This is a genomic window from Alkaliphilus crotonatoxidans (assembly GCF_054658015.1).
Genome location: NZ_BAAHXS010000004.1, coordinates 1364656 through 1384724, shown reverse-complemented (window position 1 = coordinate 1384724; position 20069 = coordinate 1364656). Strand labels below are relative to the sequence as shown.

General features: G+C 42.5%; 18 protein-coding genes. 4 read left to right on the top strand and 14 right to left on the bottom strand.

Annotated features, from left to right (window positions below):
• Nucleotides 1-16: 16 nt before the first annotated feature.
• The 11 genes from arcC to ACYQ1I_RS09100 form a co-directional block, all read right to left on the bottom strand.
• A complete protein-coding gene (gene arcC, locus ACYQ1I_RS09150) occupies nucleotides 17-952 on the bottom strand; it encodes a carbamate kinase (protein WP_459764518.1) in 936 nt (311 codons plus the stop codon).
• A gap of 19 nt (nucleotides 953-971) precedes the next feature.
• On the bottom strand, nucleotides 972-2381 hold the full coding sequence (locus tag ACYQ1I_RS09145; RefSeq protein ID WP_459764516.1) for a YlbE family protein: 1410 nt from the start codon (nucleotides 2379-2381) through the stop codon (nucleotides 972-974).
• Between the two features lie 13 nt (nucleotides 2382-2394).
• On the bottom strand, nucleotides 2395-3939 hold the full coding sequence (fdrA, locus tag ACYQ1I_RS09140; protein WP_459764514.1) for an acyl-CoA synthetase FdrA: 1545 nt from the start codon (nucleotides 3937-3939) through the stop codon (nucleotides 2395-2397).
• The gene (locus ACYQ1I_RS09135) at nucleotides 3902-4867 is read right to left on the bottom strand and encodes an oxamate carbamoyltransferase subunit AllH family protein (RefSeq protein ID WP_459764512.1); all 966 of its coding nucleotides are present in this window, start codon (nucleotides 4865-4867) and stop codon (nucleotides 3902-3904) included. Before ACYQ1I_RS09135 ends, fdrA begins: the two co-directional genes overlap by 38 nt.
• A 27-nt stretch (nucleotides 4868-4894) precedes the next feature.
• The gene (locus ACYQ1I_RS09130; protein ID WP_459764510.1) at nucleotides 4895-6190 is read right to left on the bottom strand and encodes a uracil-xanthine permease family protein; all 1296 of its coding nucleotides are present in this window, start codon (nucleotides 6188-6190) and stop codon (nucleotides 4895-4897) included.
• A 58-nt stretch (nucleotides 6191-6248) separates the two neighbouring features.
• Nucleotides 6249-7502 (bottom strand): hypothetical protein, encoded by a 1254-nt coding sequence (locus ACYQ1I_RS09125; RefSeq protein ID WP_459764508.1) that lies wholly within the window; start codon nucleotides 7500-7502, stop codon nucleotides 6249-6251.
• Between the two features lie 32 nt (nucleotides 7503-7534).
• Complete coding sequence (gene atzD / locus ACYQ1I_RS09120) at nucleotides 7535-8638, bottom strand: cyanuric acid amidohydrolase (protein ID WP_459764506.1); 1104 nt, start codon at nucleotides 8636-8638, stop codon at nucleotides 7535-7537.
• A 231-nt stretch (nucleotides 8639-8869) separates the two neighbouring features.
• Nucleotides 8870-10498, bottom strand: a complete 1629-nt coding sequence (locus tag ACYQ1I_RS09115; protein WP_459764504.1) for a PucR family transcriptional regulator — start codon at nucleotides 10496-10498, stop codon at nucleotides 8870-8872.
• Between the two features lie 147 nt (nucleotides 10499-10645).
• Nucleotides 10646-10885, bottom strand: a complete 240-nt coding sequence (locus tag ACYQ1I_RS09110; protein WP_459764502.1) for a YkoF family thiamine/hydroxymethylpyrimidine-binding protein — start codon at nucleotides 10883-10885, stop codon at nucleotides 10646-10648.
• A gap of 89 nt (nucleotides 10886-10974) precedes the next feature.
• The gene (locus ACYQ1I_RS09105; RefSeq protein WP_459764500.1) at nucleotides 10975-12534 is read right to left on the bottom strand and encodes a sensor histidine kinase; all 1560 of its coding nucleotides are present in this window, start codon (nucleotides 12532-12534) and stop codon (nucleotides 10975-10977) included.
• Entirely contained in the window at nucleotides 12527-13240 is a 714-nt protein-coding gene (locus ACYQ1I_RS09100) for a response regulator (RefSeq protein WP_459764498.1), read from the bottom strand. The genes ACYQ1I_RS09105 and ACYQ1I_RS09100 overlap by 8 nt, the downstream gene beginning before the upstream one ends.
• An 869-nt stretch (nucleotides 13241-14109) precedes the next feature.
• Between ACYQ1I_RS09100 and pgsB the strand changes: the two genes are divergently transcribed.
• The 4 genes from pgsB to ACYQ1I_RS09080 all read left to right on the top strand — a co-directional run bounded on the left by pgsB (nucleotide 14110) and on the right by ACYQ1I_RS09080 (nucleotide 16899).
• Nucleotides 14110-15291, top strand: coding sequence for a poly-gamma-glutamate synthase PgsB (gene pgsB / locus ACYQ1I_RS09095; RefSeq protein ID WP_459764496.1), 1182 nt, complete (start codon nucleotides 14110-14112; stop codon nucleotides 15289-15291).
• Between the two features lie 27 nt (nucleotides 15292-15318).
• Nucleotides 15319-15771 carry a poly-gamma-glutamate biosynthesis protein PgsC gene (gene pgsC, locus ACYQ1I_RS09090; protein WP_459764494.1) on the top strand — a complete coding sequence of 151 codons (453 nt, stop codon included), beginning with the start codon at nucleotides 15319-15321 and terminating at the stop codon, nucleotides 15769-15771.
• 13 nt (nucleotides 15772-15784) lie between these two features.
• On the top strand, nucleotides 15785-15910 hold the full coding sequence (locus tag ACYQ1I_RS09085; RefSeq protein WP_459764492.1) for a hypothetical protein: 126 nt from the start codon (nucleotides 15785-15787) through the stop codon (nucleotides 15908-15910).
• Nucleotides 15911-16020: 110 nt separating this feature from the next.
• Nucleotides 16021-16899: a poly-gamma-glutamate hydrolase family protein gene (locus ACYQ1I_RS09080; RefSeq protein WP_459764490.1), complete on the top strand. Its 879-nt coding sequence runs from the start codon at nucleotides 16021-16023 to the stop codon at nucleotides 16897-16899.
• Nucleotides 16900-17064: 165 nt separating this feature from the next.
• Here the strand turns inward: ACYQ1I_RS09080 and ACYQ1I_RS09075 are convergent, their stop codons facing one another.
• From ACYQ1I_RS09075 to ACYQ1I_RS09065, 3 genes are all read right to left on the bottom strand, one after another.
• Nucleotides 17065-17736: a poly-gamma-glutamate hydrolase family protein gene (locus ACYQ1I_RS09075; RefSeq protein ID WP_459764488.1), complete on the bottom strand. Its 672-nt coding sequence runs from the start codon at nucleotides 17734-17736 to the stop codon at nucleotides 17065-17067.
• A 340-nt stretch (nucleotides 17737-18076) separates the two neighbouring features.
• Nucleotides 18077-19021, bottom strand: coding sequence for a mannose-6-phosphate isomerase, class I (manA, locus tag ACYQ1I_RS09070; RefSeq protein WP_459764486.1), 945 nt, complete (start codon nucleotides 19019-19021; stop codon nucleotides 18077-18079).
• 11 nt (nucleotides 19022-19032) lie between these two features.
• The gene (locus ACYQ1I_RS09065; protein WP_459764484.1) at nucleotides 19033-19749 is read right to left on the bottom strand and encodes a GntR family transcriptional regulator; all 717 of its coding nucleotides are present in this window, start codon (nucleotides 19747-19749) and stop codon (nucleotides 19033-19035) included.
• Between the last annotated feature and the right edge of the window lie 320 nt (nucleotides 19750-20069).

Below are 20069 nucleotides of genomic sequence, written 5' to 3'. Positions count from 1 at the left end.
CACCGCCTCTCTTTTTTTATTCTTCATAAATAATAGTACCGCTTTTTCCCACCAAGGCCTCTCGAGCCCTTTCAAGGGAGGCAATCACTGCCTTTCTTCCCTTTTTAGACTCGGCAAACTTGATGGCTGCCAACACCTTGGGAAGCATACTGCCCGGTGCAAAATGATTTTCCTTAATATAATCGTAGGCCTGACGGGTGGAAATTCGATCTAAATCCATTTGATTGGGTTTGCCGAAATTGATGGAAACCCGGTCTACGGCAGTTAAGACAAATAAATATTCTGCGTCTATAATTTCTGCCATCCTTTCACTGGCCAGGTCCTTATCAATCACGGCTGATACGCCCCTTAGGCCATGGCCCTCCCGAACAACGGGTATTCCTCCCCCGCCTACGGTAATTACCACATGCCCTTCCTCGATCAGGGTTTTGACAATGTCCTTTTCTACCACATCCACTGGAACAGGGGAGGGAACGACCCGTCTATATCCCCTGCCGGCATCCTCTGTCATCACGTAGCCCCGTTCCTTTTCCAGTTGAGCGGCGGCTTCCTTTGTATAAAAGCCTCCTATTGGTTTACTCGGATTTTGAAAGGCCTCATCGGTGGGAGAAACCACCACCTGGGTAATGACTGTAGCAACGGATTTTTTTATTCCACGACGGCCTAGCTCCTCACCCAGGGCATTTTGAAGGTGATAGCCAATATAGCCCTGGCTCATGGCCCCACACTCTGCAAAGGGCATGGGAGGAATTTCTGACACAGTACTGGATGCACTTTCCATAGCCATATTGATCATTCCCACCTGGGGCCCGTTACCATGGGCAATGATTACTTCATGGCCCTGTTCAATTAAGTCAACTATGGGCTTTGCGGTATCTTTAACCAGGGAAAGCTGCTCTGTGGGGGTATTCCCCAGGGCATTGCCTCCCAGGGCAATCATAATTCTACTCATGGCTGTTCCTCCTTTTAAGTTATTTGCTCATTTCCAGCAGGGCCTTTTCAAAGCAGTCCATAGGCGGATTCACCAGTCCTGCCCCCACCTGGCCGATTCCTGGCATTCGATGGGCCATACCGGTATTGATGATAGGCAATATACCTGTTTCCACCACCTTTATTACATCGATTCCAATGGCAGAGCCACGGAAATCCAGGGTGGGTATCGAGTAATTGGTGTTTTCTCCTGTAGTAATTTCATACATTGACTCGCTATAACCCAGGGCATCTGCCACAGTTCCGCCGACAAACTGAACAATGGCGGGGGCGCCGCCCATGACAAAGCCTCCAATACCCATGGTTTCGGTGATGGTACTGTCACCAATATCTGGGCTGGCATCCTCGGGTTTAAAGCCTGGGAACATCAGTCCTTGAATCATATTGGCAGGGCCTGTAAACCATTGATTTCCCAATCCACTGACCCGTATACCAAATTCTACCCCGTTTCGGGCCATAGCTGTGACGATGGTGGAATTTTCAACTCCATGGGCCGCATCGGTGGCTGCTTTACAGGCAGGCATGGATAGATTCAGGAAGTAGTGGTCATTTTCTTTCATAAAACCTAACACAGTCTTTATTACATCGATTGGCAAGCCTGTTTGTAAAATATAGGGCGTAATTTCCCTAAAGAAAAGACTGGTGGATGCTTTATTACGGTTATGACATTCGTCTCCCATATGAACCCCCTGGGAAATGATTGCCTTTAAGTCTATGCCTCCCGGTGTTAGCTTCAAGGCCTTTTTCAGAACCGGTGCCAGCTCCTTTTCCAGCCACTTTAGCCGGCGGATGACGATTTCGTCAAAGGCACCATATCGCAGTACCTTTCCCAGCCCCTCATTAATGGTACAGAAGGCATAGTTGCCATAGGTTTGGTTATAAACCACATGCACCGGCATGGAGGCCGATACCACCCCAGCCATGGGGCCCACGGTGTTATGCTCATGACAGGGAGCGAATTCTATTTCTCCGGAAGCGGCAAGGCTTCTGGCACTTTCCTCATCCTGGGCCAGCCCTTCATAAATCAGGGCTCCGATGATGGCTCCCTGCATGGGCCCGCTCATATTGCTCCAGCCAATGGGCGGACCGGCATGGAGAATTAAATTTTTCTTCATACCTGGTATCACCTGCAGGGCACGATCCACATCCACCAAAACCGGGTGGGAATTCATCATAATTTCCACGACCTTCTGATTGGCTTTTTGAATTTCTTCCCTTCTGCCTGCCAATTGATCCAGGGCTTCAATCAAAGCCTGGCTGCCCCCCGCCGGAGGAGCCCAATCCAATTGCAGCACCTCTTTTCCCTGCAGCAGCAGGTCATCTCGAAAATTACTTGTTCCTATATTGATAATCTTTAGTTCTTCAGTAAATAGCTGATTGATACTTTTCATCCTTAACCCCCCTCTATTGTAGAATCCTTGCGGCCATGTAGGCAGCCTCCACATTACTTTGTGCCACCAATACACCCTCTGTCTCCAGTAATTCAAGCTGACTGCGGTAACCCTGTTTATCCAGCTCGGTACCGCACAGATAAGCAATAAAGATAATACTTCTTCCTTCCTGGGAAGCCAGGGCCTTTGCTTCTTTTATGGTATCTAAGGTCACCCCCACCGGAGTTTCATGGGAGCCAAAGCCCAATTCAAAATCCAGCAGAATAACGCCTACGGTCTCGTCTTTAGCTTCCTGCTTAATTCGATCTAATCGAAGGGCCGGTTCAATCATGGGATGAGGCTTACCCAGGGTGAATTCATCCTCTCCCAGGTCCAGCAATACATTTCCGGTGTAACTGTCTAAATCCGCCAGGGCCTCCTGGGGTCTTTTACTGATATTACTCTTGATACTTCCCAGTTCTTTTCGCAAAATTGTCAGGGCTTCAGCACAGAGGGTTCCCCCACCGAAAAGTCCCCTAACATATTTTTGCTGGGGCTTTAAATTCCCCTTAGCCCTCTGAATGAATACTTCTACCTGGGCCCTTCGTTGGCTTTCCGCCTCTGAATTTAATTCATGGCCCGATGCCCTTACAGCCTTTTCAGCAGTATCATACAAATTGTAGGCAAAAATAAGATTGTCTGCTGCTATCCCTTCAGGGTCTCCTTCTAGGAAGCAAAGCACTACGGGTTTTTGCAGACTCTTTACCTGTTCTAAAATTCGCTCTTCCACCGATGGAGCCGGGGGCTTGGAAATTAAGACGATTACCTGGGTTTCCGGGTCCTGATCAAGGGCCTTTAGCCCCTGCAGCATCATAATACCGCCAATTTCTTCCTTTAAGTCCCTACCGCCTGTACCAATGGCCTGTGAAATGCCGCCCCCCAGTCGATGAATTTGTACCATGACCTCCTGTAACCCCGTACCCGAGGCGGCCACGATGCCAATTCCCCCCTTGCGAACCTGATTGGCAAAGCATAGACCTGTTTGGTTAATGGCTGCGGTTCCGCAGTCGGGCCCCATCATCAGCAGCCCCCTTTCCCGGGCCAGCTCCTTGAGTCTTCGTTCTTCCTCCAGGGTGACATTATCGCTGAACATCATTACATGGAGTCCATTTTCCAGGGCTATTTTAGCCTCTCTGGCAGCATATTGACCCGGAACGGAAATTACTGCCAAATTGGCCCCCTCCATTGTCTTAAGGGCCCCCGCTATGGTCTTGGGACTGGGGGCTTCGCCCTTATCCCTTCCCTTTTTTCTTGTATTGAGCAGCTCATCCACCTTTTTTTCGGCCGCCTCAAGGGCCCCTTGATGATCAGCCCTAATGGCAATAATTAAATCGTTGCCCCCGGCGTCCTGGGCTTCCTTGGTGGAGAGTCCCACCTTTTCCAAAAGCTCCTTATTCATTGGGGTGGCCATAGAAATAACGGCCTCCGTTACGCCCTCCATGGCCAGCACCTTACTTGATAATGACATTAAGGTAACTGAATCATAGTATGCATTTTTCTTGATAATGGTAATTTCCATCGTCATCCCTCCATTCTGTATTATTCATCATCCATTGAAATCCTGTGATCATACCGACGGCTATATCTGTACCGGAGGTAGAGCCCACCATCAACAGCTCGGCAAGGCATTTCCTTAATTGTTCAGAATCATTTACCATGAAGGCTTTAGCCAGCTCCTCAATTTGCTGTTTAAATTCACCTGCTACGGCGGCCGTAAGCATTTGGCGGCTTACGTCGGTAGTTACGGCACAGCTGTTTTTGACGGCAGCCTTCAGGGCATTGCTTATTTCTTCTGTTTCTTTAAAGGGAGCCAGCTCCAATGCCGCCATCAGACCTGTAATAAAATCGTCACCCGAAGGGGTTAGCCCAATGCCAAAGCCGATCAGGGACTTCACTGCCCCTTCAATGGTTCCTTTCCCAGAAAGTGCCCCTATTAATAAAGTGATTCGCTGGGCCAGCTCCCGTTCCATCAGAGTAGGGAAATTGTTTACATAACCTTGCATTTGGTGATAAAAATGGCTGCACCCCCCTGGGGCAGCCTGGGCCTTTAATTGGTTTTCCACCAGCTTGCAATTTTTAATCAGAATGTCGGCTGAAGGTCGAAGGTTCCTAAAACTTCTGTGTTGCCACAGCTTAATATTTGCCAGCTTGATTTCAATCGTTTCTCCAACCAAAATACTGCCCCTCTGCCTCCTCAACCTTTGACCCGGCAAGAGCCCCAGTTCCATTAGGGATTGACCGCCGGTATCAATTCGAAGGGTATAGGGGCCATTGTCGGTTTCTTGGCCCCCAATGGAATAGAGCTGGCCCTGAAGGCCACGAAGGTTCATTACGCTGGCGTAAACACTGTGGATTACCCCAAGGGTTTGGCCTTCCTTGTATTCCCGATAAAGCCCCTTAAAGTGCTTGTCCCAGGTCAGGGCAGTCAGGACCCGTTTCTTTTCCATTGTAATCCCTCCCTTCAATTTTTGTGTTTACTGCCGGGGCAGAAGCTGATCCATGGCAATGGCCACCAGGGATGCCGGTACGACTCCTGAAGTTAAAAATAGCTGTAAATCCTGATGAAGATATTGTACTGTTTCTGGTACAATGTTTAACCCAAGGCCGATTCCCAGGGAGACGGCAATAATCAGTAGATTACGGCTGTCGTACCTGACTTCCCTTAGGAGGGAAAGACCCGAAACCGCCACCATGGAGAACATGGCAACGGAGGCCCCGCCCAGTACAGGCCCAGGCATAATGGAAATCAGGGCGCTGAATTTGGGCAGCAGGGAAAGGATAATGAGGATAAAGGCGCCAATCTTCACCACGTGTCTGCTAAATACCCCGGTTAAGCTCACAACCCCTATATTTTGAGAATAGGAGGTATTGGGAAAGGCATTAAAGAGGGCTGCAAAGCTGCTGGCCAATCCATCGGCCATCACCCCGCCGCTCATTTCTCCCTGGGTGGCCTCCCGCCCCTCGGCACCGGCTGTTAAGGCCGATATGTCACCGATGGTTTCGATGGCGGTGGCAACATACATAAACATCATTGCCATTATGGCAGCCGGTTCAAAGCGCCATTGATACTGCAAGGGCATGGGTACCGAAACCCAGCTGGCTTGAGCCACCGGGGAAAAATCAATCAACCCCAATAGATGCGAAGCAAGATAGCCCACCAAAAGCCCCAACAGTATTGATGTGGATTTCAAAAATTTACTTCTGCTTTGATTGAATATAATAATCACGATTAAAACCAGTCCGGCAATCAAAAGGTTGACAGGATTCCCCATATCTTCGCTTCCTCCTGCAGCCTGTCTGATGCCAACGGGAATTAAGGTCAGCCCAATGGTCAATACTACAATTCCTGAAACCAAGGGGGTAAATATTTTTTTTAAACGAATCAGGTTTTTCCCCAGGAAGGCTTCAAAGAATCCCCCTACAAAGGCGGCACCGTAGACGGCACCAATACCGTATTGCCTGCCAATGGCCAGCACTGTGGGTAAAAAGGCATTGCTGGTTCCCATTACAATGGGGAGGCCCGACCCAATTAATTTATTTTTTCTAATCTGCAAAAGGGTTGTTACCCCTGCCACCAAGAGGGCACATTGAATCAAAAAGGTACTTTCTGTATTACCCATCCCCAAAAGCCCCGCCAATAACAATGGAACGGTGATATTGGCAGTAAACATGGCCAATATATGCTGTAGGGCAAGGGGAATTCCCTTTGGGAGCCTTGGTTTATCCTCAATTCCATAAATTATGTCTATTTGCGTGGATTTTTTCTCCATCATAGACCACCTCCAATCGGCCTTCAATCTGGTTATCAGAATAGAAAAACCTGTGGGCTTATACTATTATCACTGCTAAAATAATTAAGAGAACCAGTGCCCCTAATACATATTTTAAATTTCCTTTAATAATATCAATGATTTCCAGATCAAAGCCCTTTGCCAAGGCCGCTACGTTAATTTGAACCGGGCTGATCTGGGTTCCCAGCCCCGTGGCGATGGCAACAAAGCCCATGGCTTCAGAGGGTAGCCCCAGCACTGACAGGGTTGGTAAAATTAAGGTCAATACCCCGGCGGTGAAGGCCCCTGAGGGGATGGCGATTAAGAAGGCCACAATTATCGCTGCCGGCACAATGATTGGTTGAGGTGCCTTGTCTACAAGGGCTGCCAATTGTTGAAAGGTGCCTAATTCAGCAATCATATTGATGAAGGATAAAAATATCCCCACAGCAAAGAGTGTTGTCAAAATAAATCTCGAACCCTCTATTAAGGCTTCCGAAGTCTCATCAGTATTTAAAGGTGTCAATAGAACGGTTAAGACAGCAGTTATAATTACGGAAGTAGCTGGTGAGAATAAGCTGATTCCAATTAATGTGTTAATATAGCTCCCTGCCACCACCATGGTCAAAAGGGCTATGGCTGGAATTGCCTTTTTAATCAATACAGAGGTGGATTCTGATTCCTGATGCTTGGTATCTTCCTTTCCAGCCTGAATCATAGCACCTCGCTTGTAGACTCCGTAGACTGCCAGCAGGGCAGCCAGTATATAGAAGGCTATGGTGTAGGGCATCATGGCTGTGGCATGGGCTGCCACCTCTCTACCGGCACTTTCTGCGGCTAAAATGGTTTCAGTGGAGGCCGGCGAAGTGGTAAACCCGACTGCCGTGGCGATGGCCATGGCTGCCACAACCTCTGGTATGGCCCCAAGGGCTGCGGCCATTAGCGGGGCTGTTACCATGGTGTTTCCTGCCCCCATCCCTGCCATATAGGTGGCAAAGGCCTGGATCAGCACGATGATACCGGCTAGAATACTGATTTTACCCTTTAAGCCTCGCTTGGCCAGCTCTACCAGTGCCTGGATACTGCCGGCCTTAGAAACCATGACGGCAGCTGCGGCATAAAGGATTGGAACGGTGATACTGAGCATATTGGATATACCGCCGATGAATATTCCTGATGCTTCTCCGATGGAAATTCTACCGAAGATCATTGCCAGGATTCCGCCCACAAGGCCAGCAAACAGCATGTGCTTTTTCATAAACAGCATGACCAGAATTACAATCAAGGGCAGTACACTAATTAATAGTTCCATCGATTTTCCCCCTTTCTAATTCCTTCACTTTATTATTTTTCAATGATAACGGCCACAGGTCCGCCTCCTGCTGGGCCTTGATGCTCTGCCCCTCCAGAGACATAGACCATGGGGTCACCAACAATGGAGGCAATTACACCATTTACGACAGCCCTTGCATGTCGGGTATGGTTAATATCTGAATCTGTCAGCATCGTATTTCTTCTTCCCCTTACATAGCCATCGGGGGAAGCCTCTGCCTTAGCCAGAATATTAATAATTTTTTTCTTGTCATCTTCAGTGGGTAATTGATTGACTGCCAGTCCACTGTCTTTAATGGCCTCTATTACCCCCTCCAGGTCTATGGCGTCCTTCATGATACTATGGCCAATACGATATTTACTTACAGATTTTTGAGAGTTACCCATTAGGATAATTTCACAGTTTAATAGCTCTACCCCGGCAGAGGTGGAAGCAACCTGTGAGTACAGCGACCAGTCCTTTAGAATGGAATCTTCCGTTACAGCGTCGGCTTCCACTTCATCCAGGGCAACGGCTACCCCAAGGGCCGATGCTCCCCTTGTATAGCCCATTGACTTATAGGTATCCTCTACAACAACTTTTTTACCTCTCCTTTGGGCATCTATGATTCTGTCAGAGGTTAGCAGGGGACATTTAATTTGAACAAAGTGAACATCTTTTTTGTCCTCTATCCCTGCAGATTTAATCAGCTCTAGTACAACCTTCTTCACTTCTTCCACCATCACCAGGGTTCCCATCTCTTCCGGCAAAAAATCTCTGGTGAATCCAACGCCAATGGCCAGGGATTTTCCAGCCTGGGCCTCTGCTTGTACTTCTGATTTTGTAAAGATTGTGGCATGGGGTGACATGACTCCCTCGGTGCCCCCCGACATAACAAAGGCAACTCGTTTTTCAATTTCCTCACCGGGTATATTCAGCACTTCAGCCAGATAAGTTCTAAAGGCCATTGTGGTGAAGCCCCTTGTAAAGTCATTGACACAACCGTTCCCTTCGGTTTTTCCAAGAATGGCTACAATATCCCGGGGGTCAATTTCCCCCTGGTCAATAAGCTTTTTTAGTCCTGTGACATCATCGGGTGCAGCCATGGAAATTTTGAATACGTTTACATCCATCATTGAACTCATCCTTTCTAATCCCTCTGGTTTTCATTGCAATTGTAATATCTGTATTATTTGCAAAAGTCCTTCAAAACATATCTTTAAATTAAACCTTTGGTTTACTCAAATCATATCATGGTGGTTTTTCAGAGTCATCATAATATTTAGACAAAAAAACAGGCACTTAATTGTCACCTGTTGCCAATCAAGCGCCGCTGGAAAACGTTTTTAATTGTGATTAATATACATTTAAAGCTGATGATTAGCCCTTAGCCAGAGGTAAATATTGTAGGCTAAAACCAATTCACCAATTTGAAGGCCATTTTCAAATTGAACCCCTAGCTCTTTGATTTTTTCAACCCGGTATCTCAAGGTATTGTAGTGTACATAAAGCCTTTCTGCTGCCCTTTTTGCATTAAAGTTTTCTTCCATCAGTACCCTAAGGGTGTTCATCAGATCCGTTTCGTTGGCTTGATCATACGCCATTAACCGGCCAAGCCTATCGGTCATGAATCGCCTTAATAGGTCGGGCTCTTTAATTTCTTTGATGAGGTGAAACATTTGATAGTCGTCATAATGGCTAACAAAGGAGCCCTTGTTAAGGATGGCTCCTAAATTCAAGGTGTCCTGGGCCTCTCGATAGGCCTGGGGAAAGCGATTAATATTTTCTATAATGTCAGATATGCCGATTCCCAGCTTTCCATCATGCTTGTAGCTTTCAATAATGCTTCTTCCAATTTCCATACAGGATTCCTTGATACTATTAATAAAAAGTGCATTCACAAAAACCACCAGGGAATCGTCTAAGTAAATGGTTTTAATTCGATTGGTATTGATGGAAAGTCTTTTGGAAAAGGTTCCTTCAACAATCCCTGAACCAATTAGATATTCATAGCGACGTTTTTTCATCAGCTCATTTTCTTCAAACACTCGAATCACCCCAATAACCTGGGGAAATTCCAAGCTCCAGCCGAAGGCCTTGGCCTTATTGATGGTTTCCAGCTGGGATTTTATTTTTCCCTGTAGTATATCTCGAATGAAGGCATCCTGAAAGTTTTTTTCCTTTTCCAATACCGCATTGTTTTTGTAAAAAACTGAGGCAATCAATAGGGCGGCTTGCTCGACGGCCACCAGCAGATTAGGGTTATTACCGTCTCCTTTAAGTAATACAATATAGCCAAAGCCGGTTTTTCCGGCCTTGATGGAATATTCGATGTAGCGGTCTCCAAGGTATTCCCTGTCATTCACTTTGATACGAAGGGCGGCATTCTCCCGCTGATTTCCTTCCAGGGGGTGAAGGGAAATTTGCTGATTTTCCAGCTCCTGGGACAGGCTGATGATTTCTCGATTCCGGTCTAACAGCAATATCGGGTATCCCACCATTTTTGCCAGACTGTCGATAAGGGTCTTGATATCGGCTCCCCTTAAAAATAAATTCATCAGTTCCTCATGAACAAAGTTTCTGAACTTCAATGTATTAATATGCTTATTTAAAGCTAATTCAAGTATTTGATTCACCAGGGTCGACAAATTTGCATCGGGGGGAAGCTCAATTACCGGAAAGTTCAATTCATTGGCCTGTTGTAGCATGATTGCCGGTATTTCTTTGACATATCGAATAGGTTTAATACAGATTCCCGCCAGATTTTTCTCTGCCAGCTTTGGAATTAGTGTCTTAATTGCCTCCTCATTGTTATAAATTGGGTAAAGGGTGGTAATTAAGAGATTGTTGGCATCTACATAATTAAAGATATCTGGCACCTCCATCAGGGAGGCATGATTGATGATATTATGAATCCCCTTGCTGCCCGCCACAATTCGAGCTCCCTTAAAGCTGCTTAGCGTTAAAACTGAAGCCACTGTTATGGTCATAGCCATCACTCCCTTCCTTTTAGAAAATGAAATATCTTATTGTAGCATATTATACCCAATTAGTATAATCAAATCGTTTTTATGATGATTATCAACATGAAAAAGAGCAGTCCATTGGTGAATGGATTCTGCTCTTCTAAAGGTTTTTTCTTTTTAATGATGGGCGGCGTTGGTAATGGTCACCACCATGCTTACCTCACCGGATGCATTGGCCCGGTTAAAAAGTGCCCTGAGGCTATTCCAGACCTGTTCCTCGGTTCCATGGATATGGGTATCCATTGAACCCACCTGATACTCTACTCCATGATTTTCCAGGGCATTAATTGAGCTGGTGATAATTTCACTGGCCTGGGTTGTCTTTAATGGGTATAAGGCTACCTCTGCATGGATCATGGCTAAAGCCCTCCTTTATCATAATGTAATTATATTATGGGATAATTACCGGTGTATTATCCATGGGGTATGATTATAGACGAAAAATGCTAAAAAACCGGAAAGCATACATAAAAGGTGGTTCCCACCCCAAGCTGACTTTCCACATCGATTTTTCCATTGTGCAGCTGAACAAGCTGTTTGACTATCACTAAGCCAAGGCCACTGCCCTGTTGCTTATTATTGCTCTTCTGACTCTTATTTCGATAGAATCTATCCCAAATATGGGGTAAATCTTCATTGGATATTCCTGTACCATTGTCCTTAATACTGAGAATTACCTCACCCCCGGAGACTTTAACTTTAACCTTGATTTCTCCATTAGCCGTGGCATTGATGGCATTTTGCAGCAGATTTTTAATTACCTGTTCGATTCGATCGATATCGCCCATAATCATGGCCTGGTCAATGCCTTCCTCAAATATAATTGTTGAACCCACGGATTGAGCCATTGCTTCCATAGATTCAACAACCTTCTCTACCAACGATATTAAATTAAAGGGAAGTTTATTAAGACTGATGCAGCCAGTTTCTAATCGGCTTAGCTGTAGCATATCATCAACTAATCTGTTTATATGTATCGTTTGAGTATAAATAATTTTCAGATACTTTTCAAGTAAATCCTGATCTTCAACTACGCCATCCTGAATAGCCTCTACAAAGCCTTGTATAGCAGTTAAGGGTGTACAGAGCTCATGGGATATTTCAGCAAAAAGCTTTGTTCTTTCTTCTTCTACACTCTGATTTTCCTTCTGCATTCTTTGCATCGCTTCGGCTAGTTTATTAAATTGATTAATTAATACCTTAACTTCATCGAGGCTAGAATTATCCTCATGAATAACATAGTTTCCGCTGTTTAGTTCAGCTATAGAGGTAGTTAACCTTGAAATAGGCCTGGAAATATGTATGGCCTGGTAGACAGAAGCAACTATAATAAAAAGCAGTAGAAAAATTCCTCCCAGTATTAGATACGAACGCATTCTGATTCTATTAAGATCAATATTGGATTTTTTTACTTCTAACAAAATACCGTTTACAATAGTATCTTTACTGTCTCCCATGGGAATGGCTGCTATAAATTCCAATTCTTCCGTCTCTTGATTAATTTTTTTTTCTGAAATAGTTTCACCACTTGTGATGGTCTCAATATATTTTTTATCTACCTGGGCCCCTGGTACGATTTCTTGTTTTGCAGATGTAGCTACGATATTACCTTTGTTATCAAAGACTAATATTTTTACATCAAAGAGATCAGATAAAAATTTGAGCTGCTCCTGTTGCGTTACGTTGATGTTGGTACCTTTGTTTTCAGACAGAATCATACTTTCTAAATGATCTTGCTGCAGTAATGCAAAATTTACTCGTTTAGCCTTTCGGAATAATTCCTGTTGAATCTGGCTGTGGGTTACCTGCTTTACTGAAAAGTCAAAAAATATGATTACGGTAATCAGACAGATCACAAAGCAGATTACATTCGAAAATAAGACTCTTGTATAAATATTCTTATTAAACTGCTCTAGCATAAATTGCTTAAAGGCCAATCCGACTTTGCAGATTATTTCAAAGAGCCTTCTTAGTAGCTTCTGCACCTGTGATATATGCTTATTCATAAGCTACTTCCTTTAATTTGGACGGAGCGGTAAATTGATAACCGACACCCCAGATTGTTGTCAAATATTCATGCTTTAAAGGAGTTAGCTTTTTTCTTAGCCTTCGTACATGAACATCTACCGTACGCTGATCCCCAAAATAGTCATATCCCCAAACAGCAGACAAAAGGTTTTCTCTCGAAAAGACACGCAGCGGATTCTGTGCAAGATAATATAGCAGATCGAACTCTTTAGGTGTGACCTCCACTTGTTTATCATTAATAAACACTTTTCTGATATCTGGCCTAATCTCTAGTCCTGGGTATTTTATATTTACATTCCCCAATGTATCAGGTATTTTAGTTCGACGTAGTACAGCTTTGACCCTAGCCACCAATTCCCTGGGACTAAAGGGCTTTGCTACATAGTCATCAGCTCCCATTTCCAGTCCCAGAACCCGATCAGCCTCCTCGCCTTTAGCAGTAAGCATGATTATGGGAATCATACGTATCTTTCTTAAATCATGGCACAGGGTCAATCCATCCTTCCCAGGAAGCATAATATCCAGAATAATAACATCAGGATTTTCTCTTTTAAAAGCTGACAATACTAGATCTCCATTATTTGCTCCTATTACTTCAAAGCCTTCCTTTTCACTGTATAATCTTACTAATTCTAATATGTTTGGATCATCATCCACAACCAAGACCTTACCTTGATAGTTCAACGCTAATCACCTCCGTTACGATACTAACAATTTACGCTTCAATCTAAGCTGACTCATACCAATTCTTTGACAGCATTACACCTCCCTGCCATTGCTGTTGAAGCCAAATTCTAGTAATTTAGGTTTTGACGATTTCACGTCACGTTCTTTTCAAAGTCTTTGTGATCATAAAATATCATAAGTTCTTGAAAAAATAGTCTTAACTTGTTCCCCATTCACTTTTTGGGATTCATTTCATTTACTAATAATCAAATACTGGCATAGTTGAAAATGCATTTTAATTATATCATTAGGTATTAACATTATACTAGTACGATAGTTCTCGAAAATTTAAGCATAATAAATATTTATTTGTTAAAAAGATTATTTATTCATAAAATCACTACATTAAATCCCTTCTATATAAAGAATTAAAAAGAAATACCCGTATTGAATCTTAAAATTTTAAAATGTATAAATATAAATTTTGGTAACAAATTATAACAATTTAGAAACAATTGTTAAAGAATTGGCAATGTACTGGAAATAATATTCTTCTATAATTATTTACAGAGATTCACTTTTATGGTAAGTGAATCAAGGCTTAGATGGAGCAAAATGCTGAATAGGAGATGAGACAATGCTAAGAAGGCAGCTTATTTGTGGATTCCCATAAAATATTTAAGGTAACAAAAAATGTACCAAAACCGTATTTTATTATTTGGCTTAAAAATGGACAAGCAATTAAAATTTAAGGGCAAATTACCTATTGCCTTAGAAGAATGAGACTAAGAGGAGGTTATGGTTCACTGGAAAGGGATCGACAAATTAATAATCTATCTTAACAGGACATCTACGGATCGATAAATGACAAAGTAGGAGGGGTTAAATTGGTTATAGTAATCTTTTTATTTCTTGTTCTGCTGTTGCTGGGGATATTGGAACGAGTCAATCATAATAAGAATTTATCTAAGATAAATACCCGTATTAACGTTAACGGAACAAGAGGTAAATCTACTGTTACAAGACTAATAACCGGAGTATTAAAGGAAGCTGGTATTAAAGTAGTGGGGAAAACCACCGGAACAAGTGCAAGAATTATATATTGGAACAAAGATGAGGAAAAACCAATAACCCGTGGTCCCTTAGGGCCAAATATTATTGAACAAAAAAAAGTTGTCAGGGAGGCCGCCAAACTGGAAGCAGAAGCCTTTGTTACAGAATGTATGGCAGTCAACCCCGATTATCAAATTACTTTTCAAAATAGCCTGGTTAAAGCGACTATTGGTGTTATCGTGAATGTACGGGAGGATCATTTAGATTTATGCGGTCCTACATTAGATTTTATCGCTGAATCCTTTACCTCCACCATTCCCCAGGACGGTTATTTAATCATTACGGATAGTAAGTATAATGATTATTTTATAAAAATAGCGGAAAAACGGAATTGCAAAACAATTATTGCAGATGAATCTAAAATCCCCAGTGGGTATTTAGATAAGTTCGGATACATTATTTTTCCTGAAAATGTTTCCATTGCCCTGGCTGTAGCTGAAGCTTTAAATATTGATAGAGATATTGCGCTAAGGGGCATGTTGAATGCTAACCCTGATCCCGGAGCCCTGAGTATCTATCCTATTGGAAAAGAAAACAACGGTTATTTCGTTAATGGCTTTGCGGCCAATGATCCAAATTCAACTTTATTTATATGGAATCACATTCAAAGTATCGGATATCAGACAGATAAAAATCTAATTCTAGTAAATTGCCGCCCCGACAGGGTTGATCGAACAATACAATTTGCAGAGGATGTTCTACCTAACATGGATATCGATATATTGGTGGTTATGGGTGAGAATACTAAGCCCATCACCGAGGCCCTGAATAAGAAAAGCATAACTGCCAAAGAGTACATAAACCTAGAAGGCTTAACACCCCATGAGGTTTTCAATGAAATAGAAAAATACTTTTCTAATCGTGTGGTATACGGAGTTGGAAATATTCATGGTGGTGGTGAAGAAATTGCTGAATTGATAATAGAAGAATCAGCTATTCTTTGCAAAAGCGCTTAGGCTAACCAATTTAAGGAGGTATGTGATTTGATTACAACAGATATCTACATAGCAATCATTATAGGGATTATTTTAAGTCTATTGTTCACCGAGCTGACTGGCGTAATGCCGGCAGGTTTGGTGGTGCCGGGATACTTATCGTTAATGATGGGACAACCACAGACCATATTATTAATATTTCTGATAAGTTTAGTCACTTACCTGATCGTTACCCATGGTATTGCAAGGATTACCATTCTATACGGAAAAAGAAAATTTACAGCCATGATCACGATCGCCATCATTATTAAATATGCCCTCAGCTTTGCGCTTCCAGAGGCCTATCTAGGTATCATCGGGCTGGCAGCCATGGGTGCTGTGATTCCGGGACTTATAGCCAATACAATTCAAAGACAGGGATTAGTCTCTACTGTTACCAGTACAGGACTGCTGACTATTATCACCTATCTTGCAACCCTGTCAGTTCGATTTATCGGTTAAGGAGGTGAGGAACATGAAAGGCCTGTCATTAAAAGAAAAATACCTATATTTTATTAAGGTCAGCAAGAAAAATACAAGCTCTCAGGTAGTTGCAACTTTTTCAATTTGCATGGCCCTGATGCTGTTAAAGTTCATTTAGTGGCGTAACTGCTTGGCCTCGTAAGCCCTACCCTTGATAGGAGGTGATTCAAAAATGAGGTAGTGTACCAAGGCTATAACAACCATTCTATTAAAAGGAGGAAGAAAAAAATGAAAAAAACCCGTGTTCTTCTAATCATTTGCTTGGCTTGTCTTACCTTAGCAGGAAGCTTTGCCTATGCTTCATCCTCATTGGGTATTTATCGAAATTTTGCAGAATTGAGCCAAAATGAAACAAAAGATGTTGATTATAAGATTACAAGCAGCAACAAGAACAGTGATATGACCATATTTACCATTCATGGCGGTGCTATTGCAAAGGGTACCTCTGAGTTAGTTACTGCTTTGGCCAACAAAGGAGGATTTAACCACTATCTATTTGAAGGTACAAAGCCAGCTGACAATCTGTCGCTGCACCTAACTTCCACCCGATTTGATGAACCAACAGCCCTGAATATGATTAAAAACTCAAAATATACCGTTTCCTTTATTGGCATAAAGGAAGAAGATGCGATGATCACCTATGTTGGAGGTCAAAACAAGCTGTTGGCCAGATTAATAACATTACATCTTCAATCGGCAGGCTTTAGTGTTCAAGATTCACCTTATGTTCCTACCAATATTGCCGGGGTTCTCAGCAGTAATATTGTCAACCAAAATAAGCTGCTATTCGATGAACAAAAATTAGGCGGAGTACAAATAGCCGTATCTAAAGGTTTAAGAGATTTACTTTTAGAGGACGAGGTATCCTTCCAATCATACATTGCCAACCTAAATAAGGCCCTAAGTAATAGCTGGCCATTGGCAGCCAATATTTTAGAATCTCGTACCGGCAATGCAAGTCCAAGCTTTAGAGCCTTAGAAAAGGCCAGCAAAAATGCTTCATTCAATAGAAATGATAAAGATAAAGTGATTAAAGAGGTTTTAGAAAACAGCTTTAATTCACCGGAAGAATTATTAACTAAGCTGCAGGAAGCAGCAGGAAAGTAATTAACGATGCAACCCACACGAAACCATCGTGTTATACCCCTATTCCCATTTCTACTCAATTTAAAAGAGATTAGAATACAATCAATCTTTAAAAAGTGAAAGGATTGATTAAAAAGGCCACTTTCTAGGCAGAGAAAGTGGCTTCTTTTTATGTGCATCATTTATTTAAATACCAGTGGCATTTAGGGCCTCCATTAAGGCATTTACGTACCTATCTAGCACATCCCTTTTCCCATTAGGCTGCAGAAAGTGAGCCCTTAGGCCTTCAGATATTTCCAACTGAACCCCTTTCTTTCTTGCATTGCGGTTAACGATATTAGATTTGTGTACCCCGGCTAAATGCTTAGGCGGGTCTAATACGGTAAATCCATGGCTTTCAAGGGTATACCTGATTTTCTCAACCAACTCCTGATCTAATCCGCCAACATAGGTAAATTCATCTTTGCCACTGGTTCCATGGATCGATACTGTAATTTCAGATTTGGAAACCATATCAAGGGCCATAGGTTCATCAAAGCAAGTAGAATCAATATGAAGAAGTGAATTATTCTTCTTTTTTATTCCTTCAAAGGAATAAAAATTATAATTGCCCAGGGATGCCAATTCATAGGCTAATTCAGAGCTGCCCTTTTCTATTTTGCCGCCATGAATTGCAATAATAGCAATATTTGAATCAGAATAGGCCCCAGTAATTCTATAATCTGTATTTTTCTCTTTATTTAATTTTAGTTCCTTAAAATCGCCGAATCGATCAGTTACAGCAAAGGACTTGATTTTAAAAAGTATAATCATGATCATGATAAAAGCTATCATAAATCTTATAACATTATTTCTCATATTCACATCCCCCCTATAGGCATTTAACCTACTAAAAAACATTAAAGATTTAAGGTTTATTTGGCTTAAAATGCATTTTAATTATATCATCGGTATTGATATTATACCAGTATGCTAACCGCCTTATCTGGGGAAGTGGTGAATATTTATTAATCTAGCAATATACTAATGTACCATGGATATTAATACAATTCGGTTAAATTCTAATTTATAACAAAACTCACGTAATAAGGATTAAAAGATAATTGTATAAATATAAATTCCGGTAACAATGTTTAATACCTTTGTAACAAATGTTCAAATTTTATCCCCCAGCCTGGGCCGGCTGGGGGAATCTATTTTAAGGATGAGAAACAATTAAGGTACATTTCCCTTCTATGGAAAATTGATCAATGGTCGAGGGTAATATAAAGTGCTGGCCTATAGCAAGCTCATAGGTGCTTTCTTGATGCTGCAGCCTGCCTTGCCCCTTGATTACACTGCATAGAAGAAAGGAACCTTCCCTTTCAAGGCTTGCTTTTCCTGCTACTTCCCAATGATAAACGGAAAAATATTTGGCTTTTACCAGGGTCGTTATGGTAATACCTTTTCTCTTTTCAACGGCCGGAGCAGTATGATAATCAATATGGGGAACAGTAATGACTTCAAGGGCCTTATCAAGATGAAGTGTTCGACTGGCCCCCTTGTCGTCTTTTCGATCATAATCATATACCCGATAGGTGGTATCGGAGCTCTGTTGGGTCTCAAGGACTAAAATGCCGGCCCCCAGGGCATGAAGGGTTCCACTGGGGACATAGAAAAAATCACCAGGCTTCACTTTAACCCGCCTAAGGAATTGATTCCACTGTTTTTTCTCAATCATTTCCACCAGCTCTGTTCTGGTTTTGGCCCTGTGCCCCAGAATAATTTCGGCATCCTCTTTGCAGTCTAATATATACCAGCACTCGGTTTTTCCCAGACTTCCCCCTTCCCTGTCCATGGCATAGGCATCATCAGGATGCACCTGGACAGAAAGGGCTTCTTTGGCATCTAAAATTTTGGTTAAAAGAGGGAATGTCTCCCCCTCATCATGATTAAACAGCCCACGATGATTTTTCCACAACTCATGTAGGGTCATTCCTGCGTATTGGCCATTTGTAATGATGGAGGCCCCCACAGGGTGGGCAGATATAGCCCAGCATTCCCCCGTCTGATGGGATGGAATCGAGTAGCCAAAAATATCCCTCAGGGCCGTGCCGCCCCAGATTCTCTCCTGAAAAATTGGTTTTAAAAATAATGGCTGCATTCATGTACCTCCTATTTTTTACTGATATTAACCGTCGTAAAAACAAACCGATCGTACCGATGTCTGGAAAAGGAATATTCAAAGGCCACTCCGGTATTTAAGTAGGCCACCTGCTCTACCTCTAAAATGGGATCATCCGATTGACACCCTAAATAGGTTTGATCCAACTCATTGGGTTTACAGGCCCTGATCCTTCGATGGGAGCCGGCAATGGTCAACTGTAGTGTTTCTGTGATATATTGATAAATAGAACCATGGAGTACAGCTTCATTTACCCCCCTGATCAAATTGGTAGGCATATAGGTTTTTTCAAGAACATAGGGCTCATCCTCTACATAGCGCAATCGAATAATATAGTACACCGGTGTATTGGTATCGATGGCTAAATGGGAAGCCACCTCTTCACTGGGAAAGTGTACGTCAAATTCAATGATCTTGCTTGTCACCTTTTTATGCTTTAATAGACCTGTTAATCCTCTGTTCTCCTTATCAACCACATTGACATGGCCATGCTGCAAGGCTGATTTGACTATAAAGGTACCGTGTCCCCGTTTCCTAAAAAGCAGGCCTTCCATGACCAGAATATCTAAAGCCCTTTTCATGGTCATCCGGCTGCAGCTAAATTCCTTCGATAGAGAAACTTCATCGGGAATGGGAAGGTCAATTGAATAAAATCCTTCCAATATCCTTCGTCTTATTTCCTTAGAAATCATTTCGTACTTGTTCATATCCATTGTCCTCCATTGGAATCCTGCCCTACAATTAAATTCCAGGTAACCCCTGGTTTAATTTCCATATAGCTTCATTGTTGTTATTTTACCTTGCCCTATGGAAATTTTCCTCAGGGAAACTTAAGCTTTAACTGCGACGAGGTCTAATATCATATTGATTATCATTATAGTGGTTTTTCTTGAAAAAGACTATACCTATGCTTATCCTTTCGTCAGAGAAGGCGTTTTTCCTCTTTACTGTAAAATATTGTCCCCAGGATCACAAATAATCTGCAATGGATACAAAAGAGTCCTTACCCTTTCTATAATTGGGCAAG

Coding starts and splice junctions, on each gene's coding strand:
- arcC (WP_459764518.1), bottom strand. CDS start 952: ATGAGTAGAATTATGATTGCCCTGGGAGGCAATGCCCTGGGGAATACC.
- ACYQ1I_RS09145 (WP_459764516.1), bottom strand. CDS start 2,381: ATGAAAAGTATCAATCAGCTATTTACTGAAGAACTAAAGATTATCAAT.
- fdrA (WP_459764514.1), bottom strand. CDS start 3,939: ATGGAAATTACCATTATCAAGAAAAATGCATACTATGATTCAGTTACC.
- ACYQ1I_RS09135 (WP_459764512.1), bottom strand. CDS start 4,867: ATGGAAAAGAAACGGGTCCTGACTGCCCTGACCTGGGACAAGCACTTT.
- ACYQ1I_RS09130 (WP_459764510.1), bottom strand. CDS start 6,190: ATGGAGAAAAAATCCACGCAAATAGACATAATTTATGGAATTGAGGAT.
- ACYQ1I_RS09125 (WP_459764508.1), bottom strand. CDS start 7,502: ATGGAACTATTAATTAGTGTACTGCCCTTGATTGTAATTCTGGTCATG.
- atzD (WP_459764506.1), bottom strand. CDS start 8,638: ATGATGGATGTAAACGTATTCAAAATTTCCATGGCTGCACCCGATGAT.
- ACYQ1I_RS09115 (WP_459764504.1), bottom strand. CDS start 10,498: ATGGCTATGACCATAACAGTGGCTTCAGTTTTAACGCTAAGCAGCTTT.
- ACYQ1I_RS09110 (WP_459764502.1), bottom strand. CDS start 10,885: ATGATCCATGCAGAGGTAGCCTTATACCCATTAAAGACAACCCAGGCC.
- ACYQ1I_RS09105 (WP_459764500.1), bottom strand. CDS start 12,534: ATGAATAAGCATATATCACAGGTGCAGAAGCTACTAAGAAGGCTCTTT.
- ACYQ1I_RS09085 (WP_459764492.1), top strand. CDS start 15,785: ATGAAAGGCCTGTCATTAAAAGAAAAATACCTATATTTTATTAAGGTC.
- ACYQ1I_RS09080 (WP_459764490.1), top strand. CDS start 16,021: ATGAAAAAAACCCGTGTTCTTCTAATCATTTGCTTGGCTTGTCTTACC.
- ACYQ1I_RS09075 (WP_459764488.1), bottom strand. CDS start 17,736: ATGAGAAATAATGTTATAAGATTTATGATAGCTTTTATCATGATCATG.
- manA (WP_459764486.1), bottom strand. CDS start 19,021: ATGCAGCCATTATTTTTAAAACCAATTTTTCAGGAGAGAATCTGGGGC.
- ACYQ1I_RS09065 (WP_459764484.1), bottom strand. CDS start 19,749: ATGAACAAGTACGAAATGATTTCTAAGGAAATAAGACGAAGGATATTG.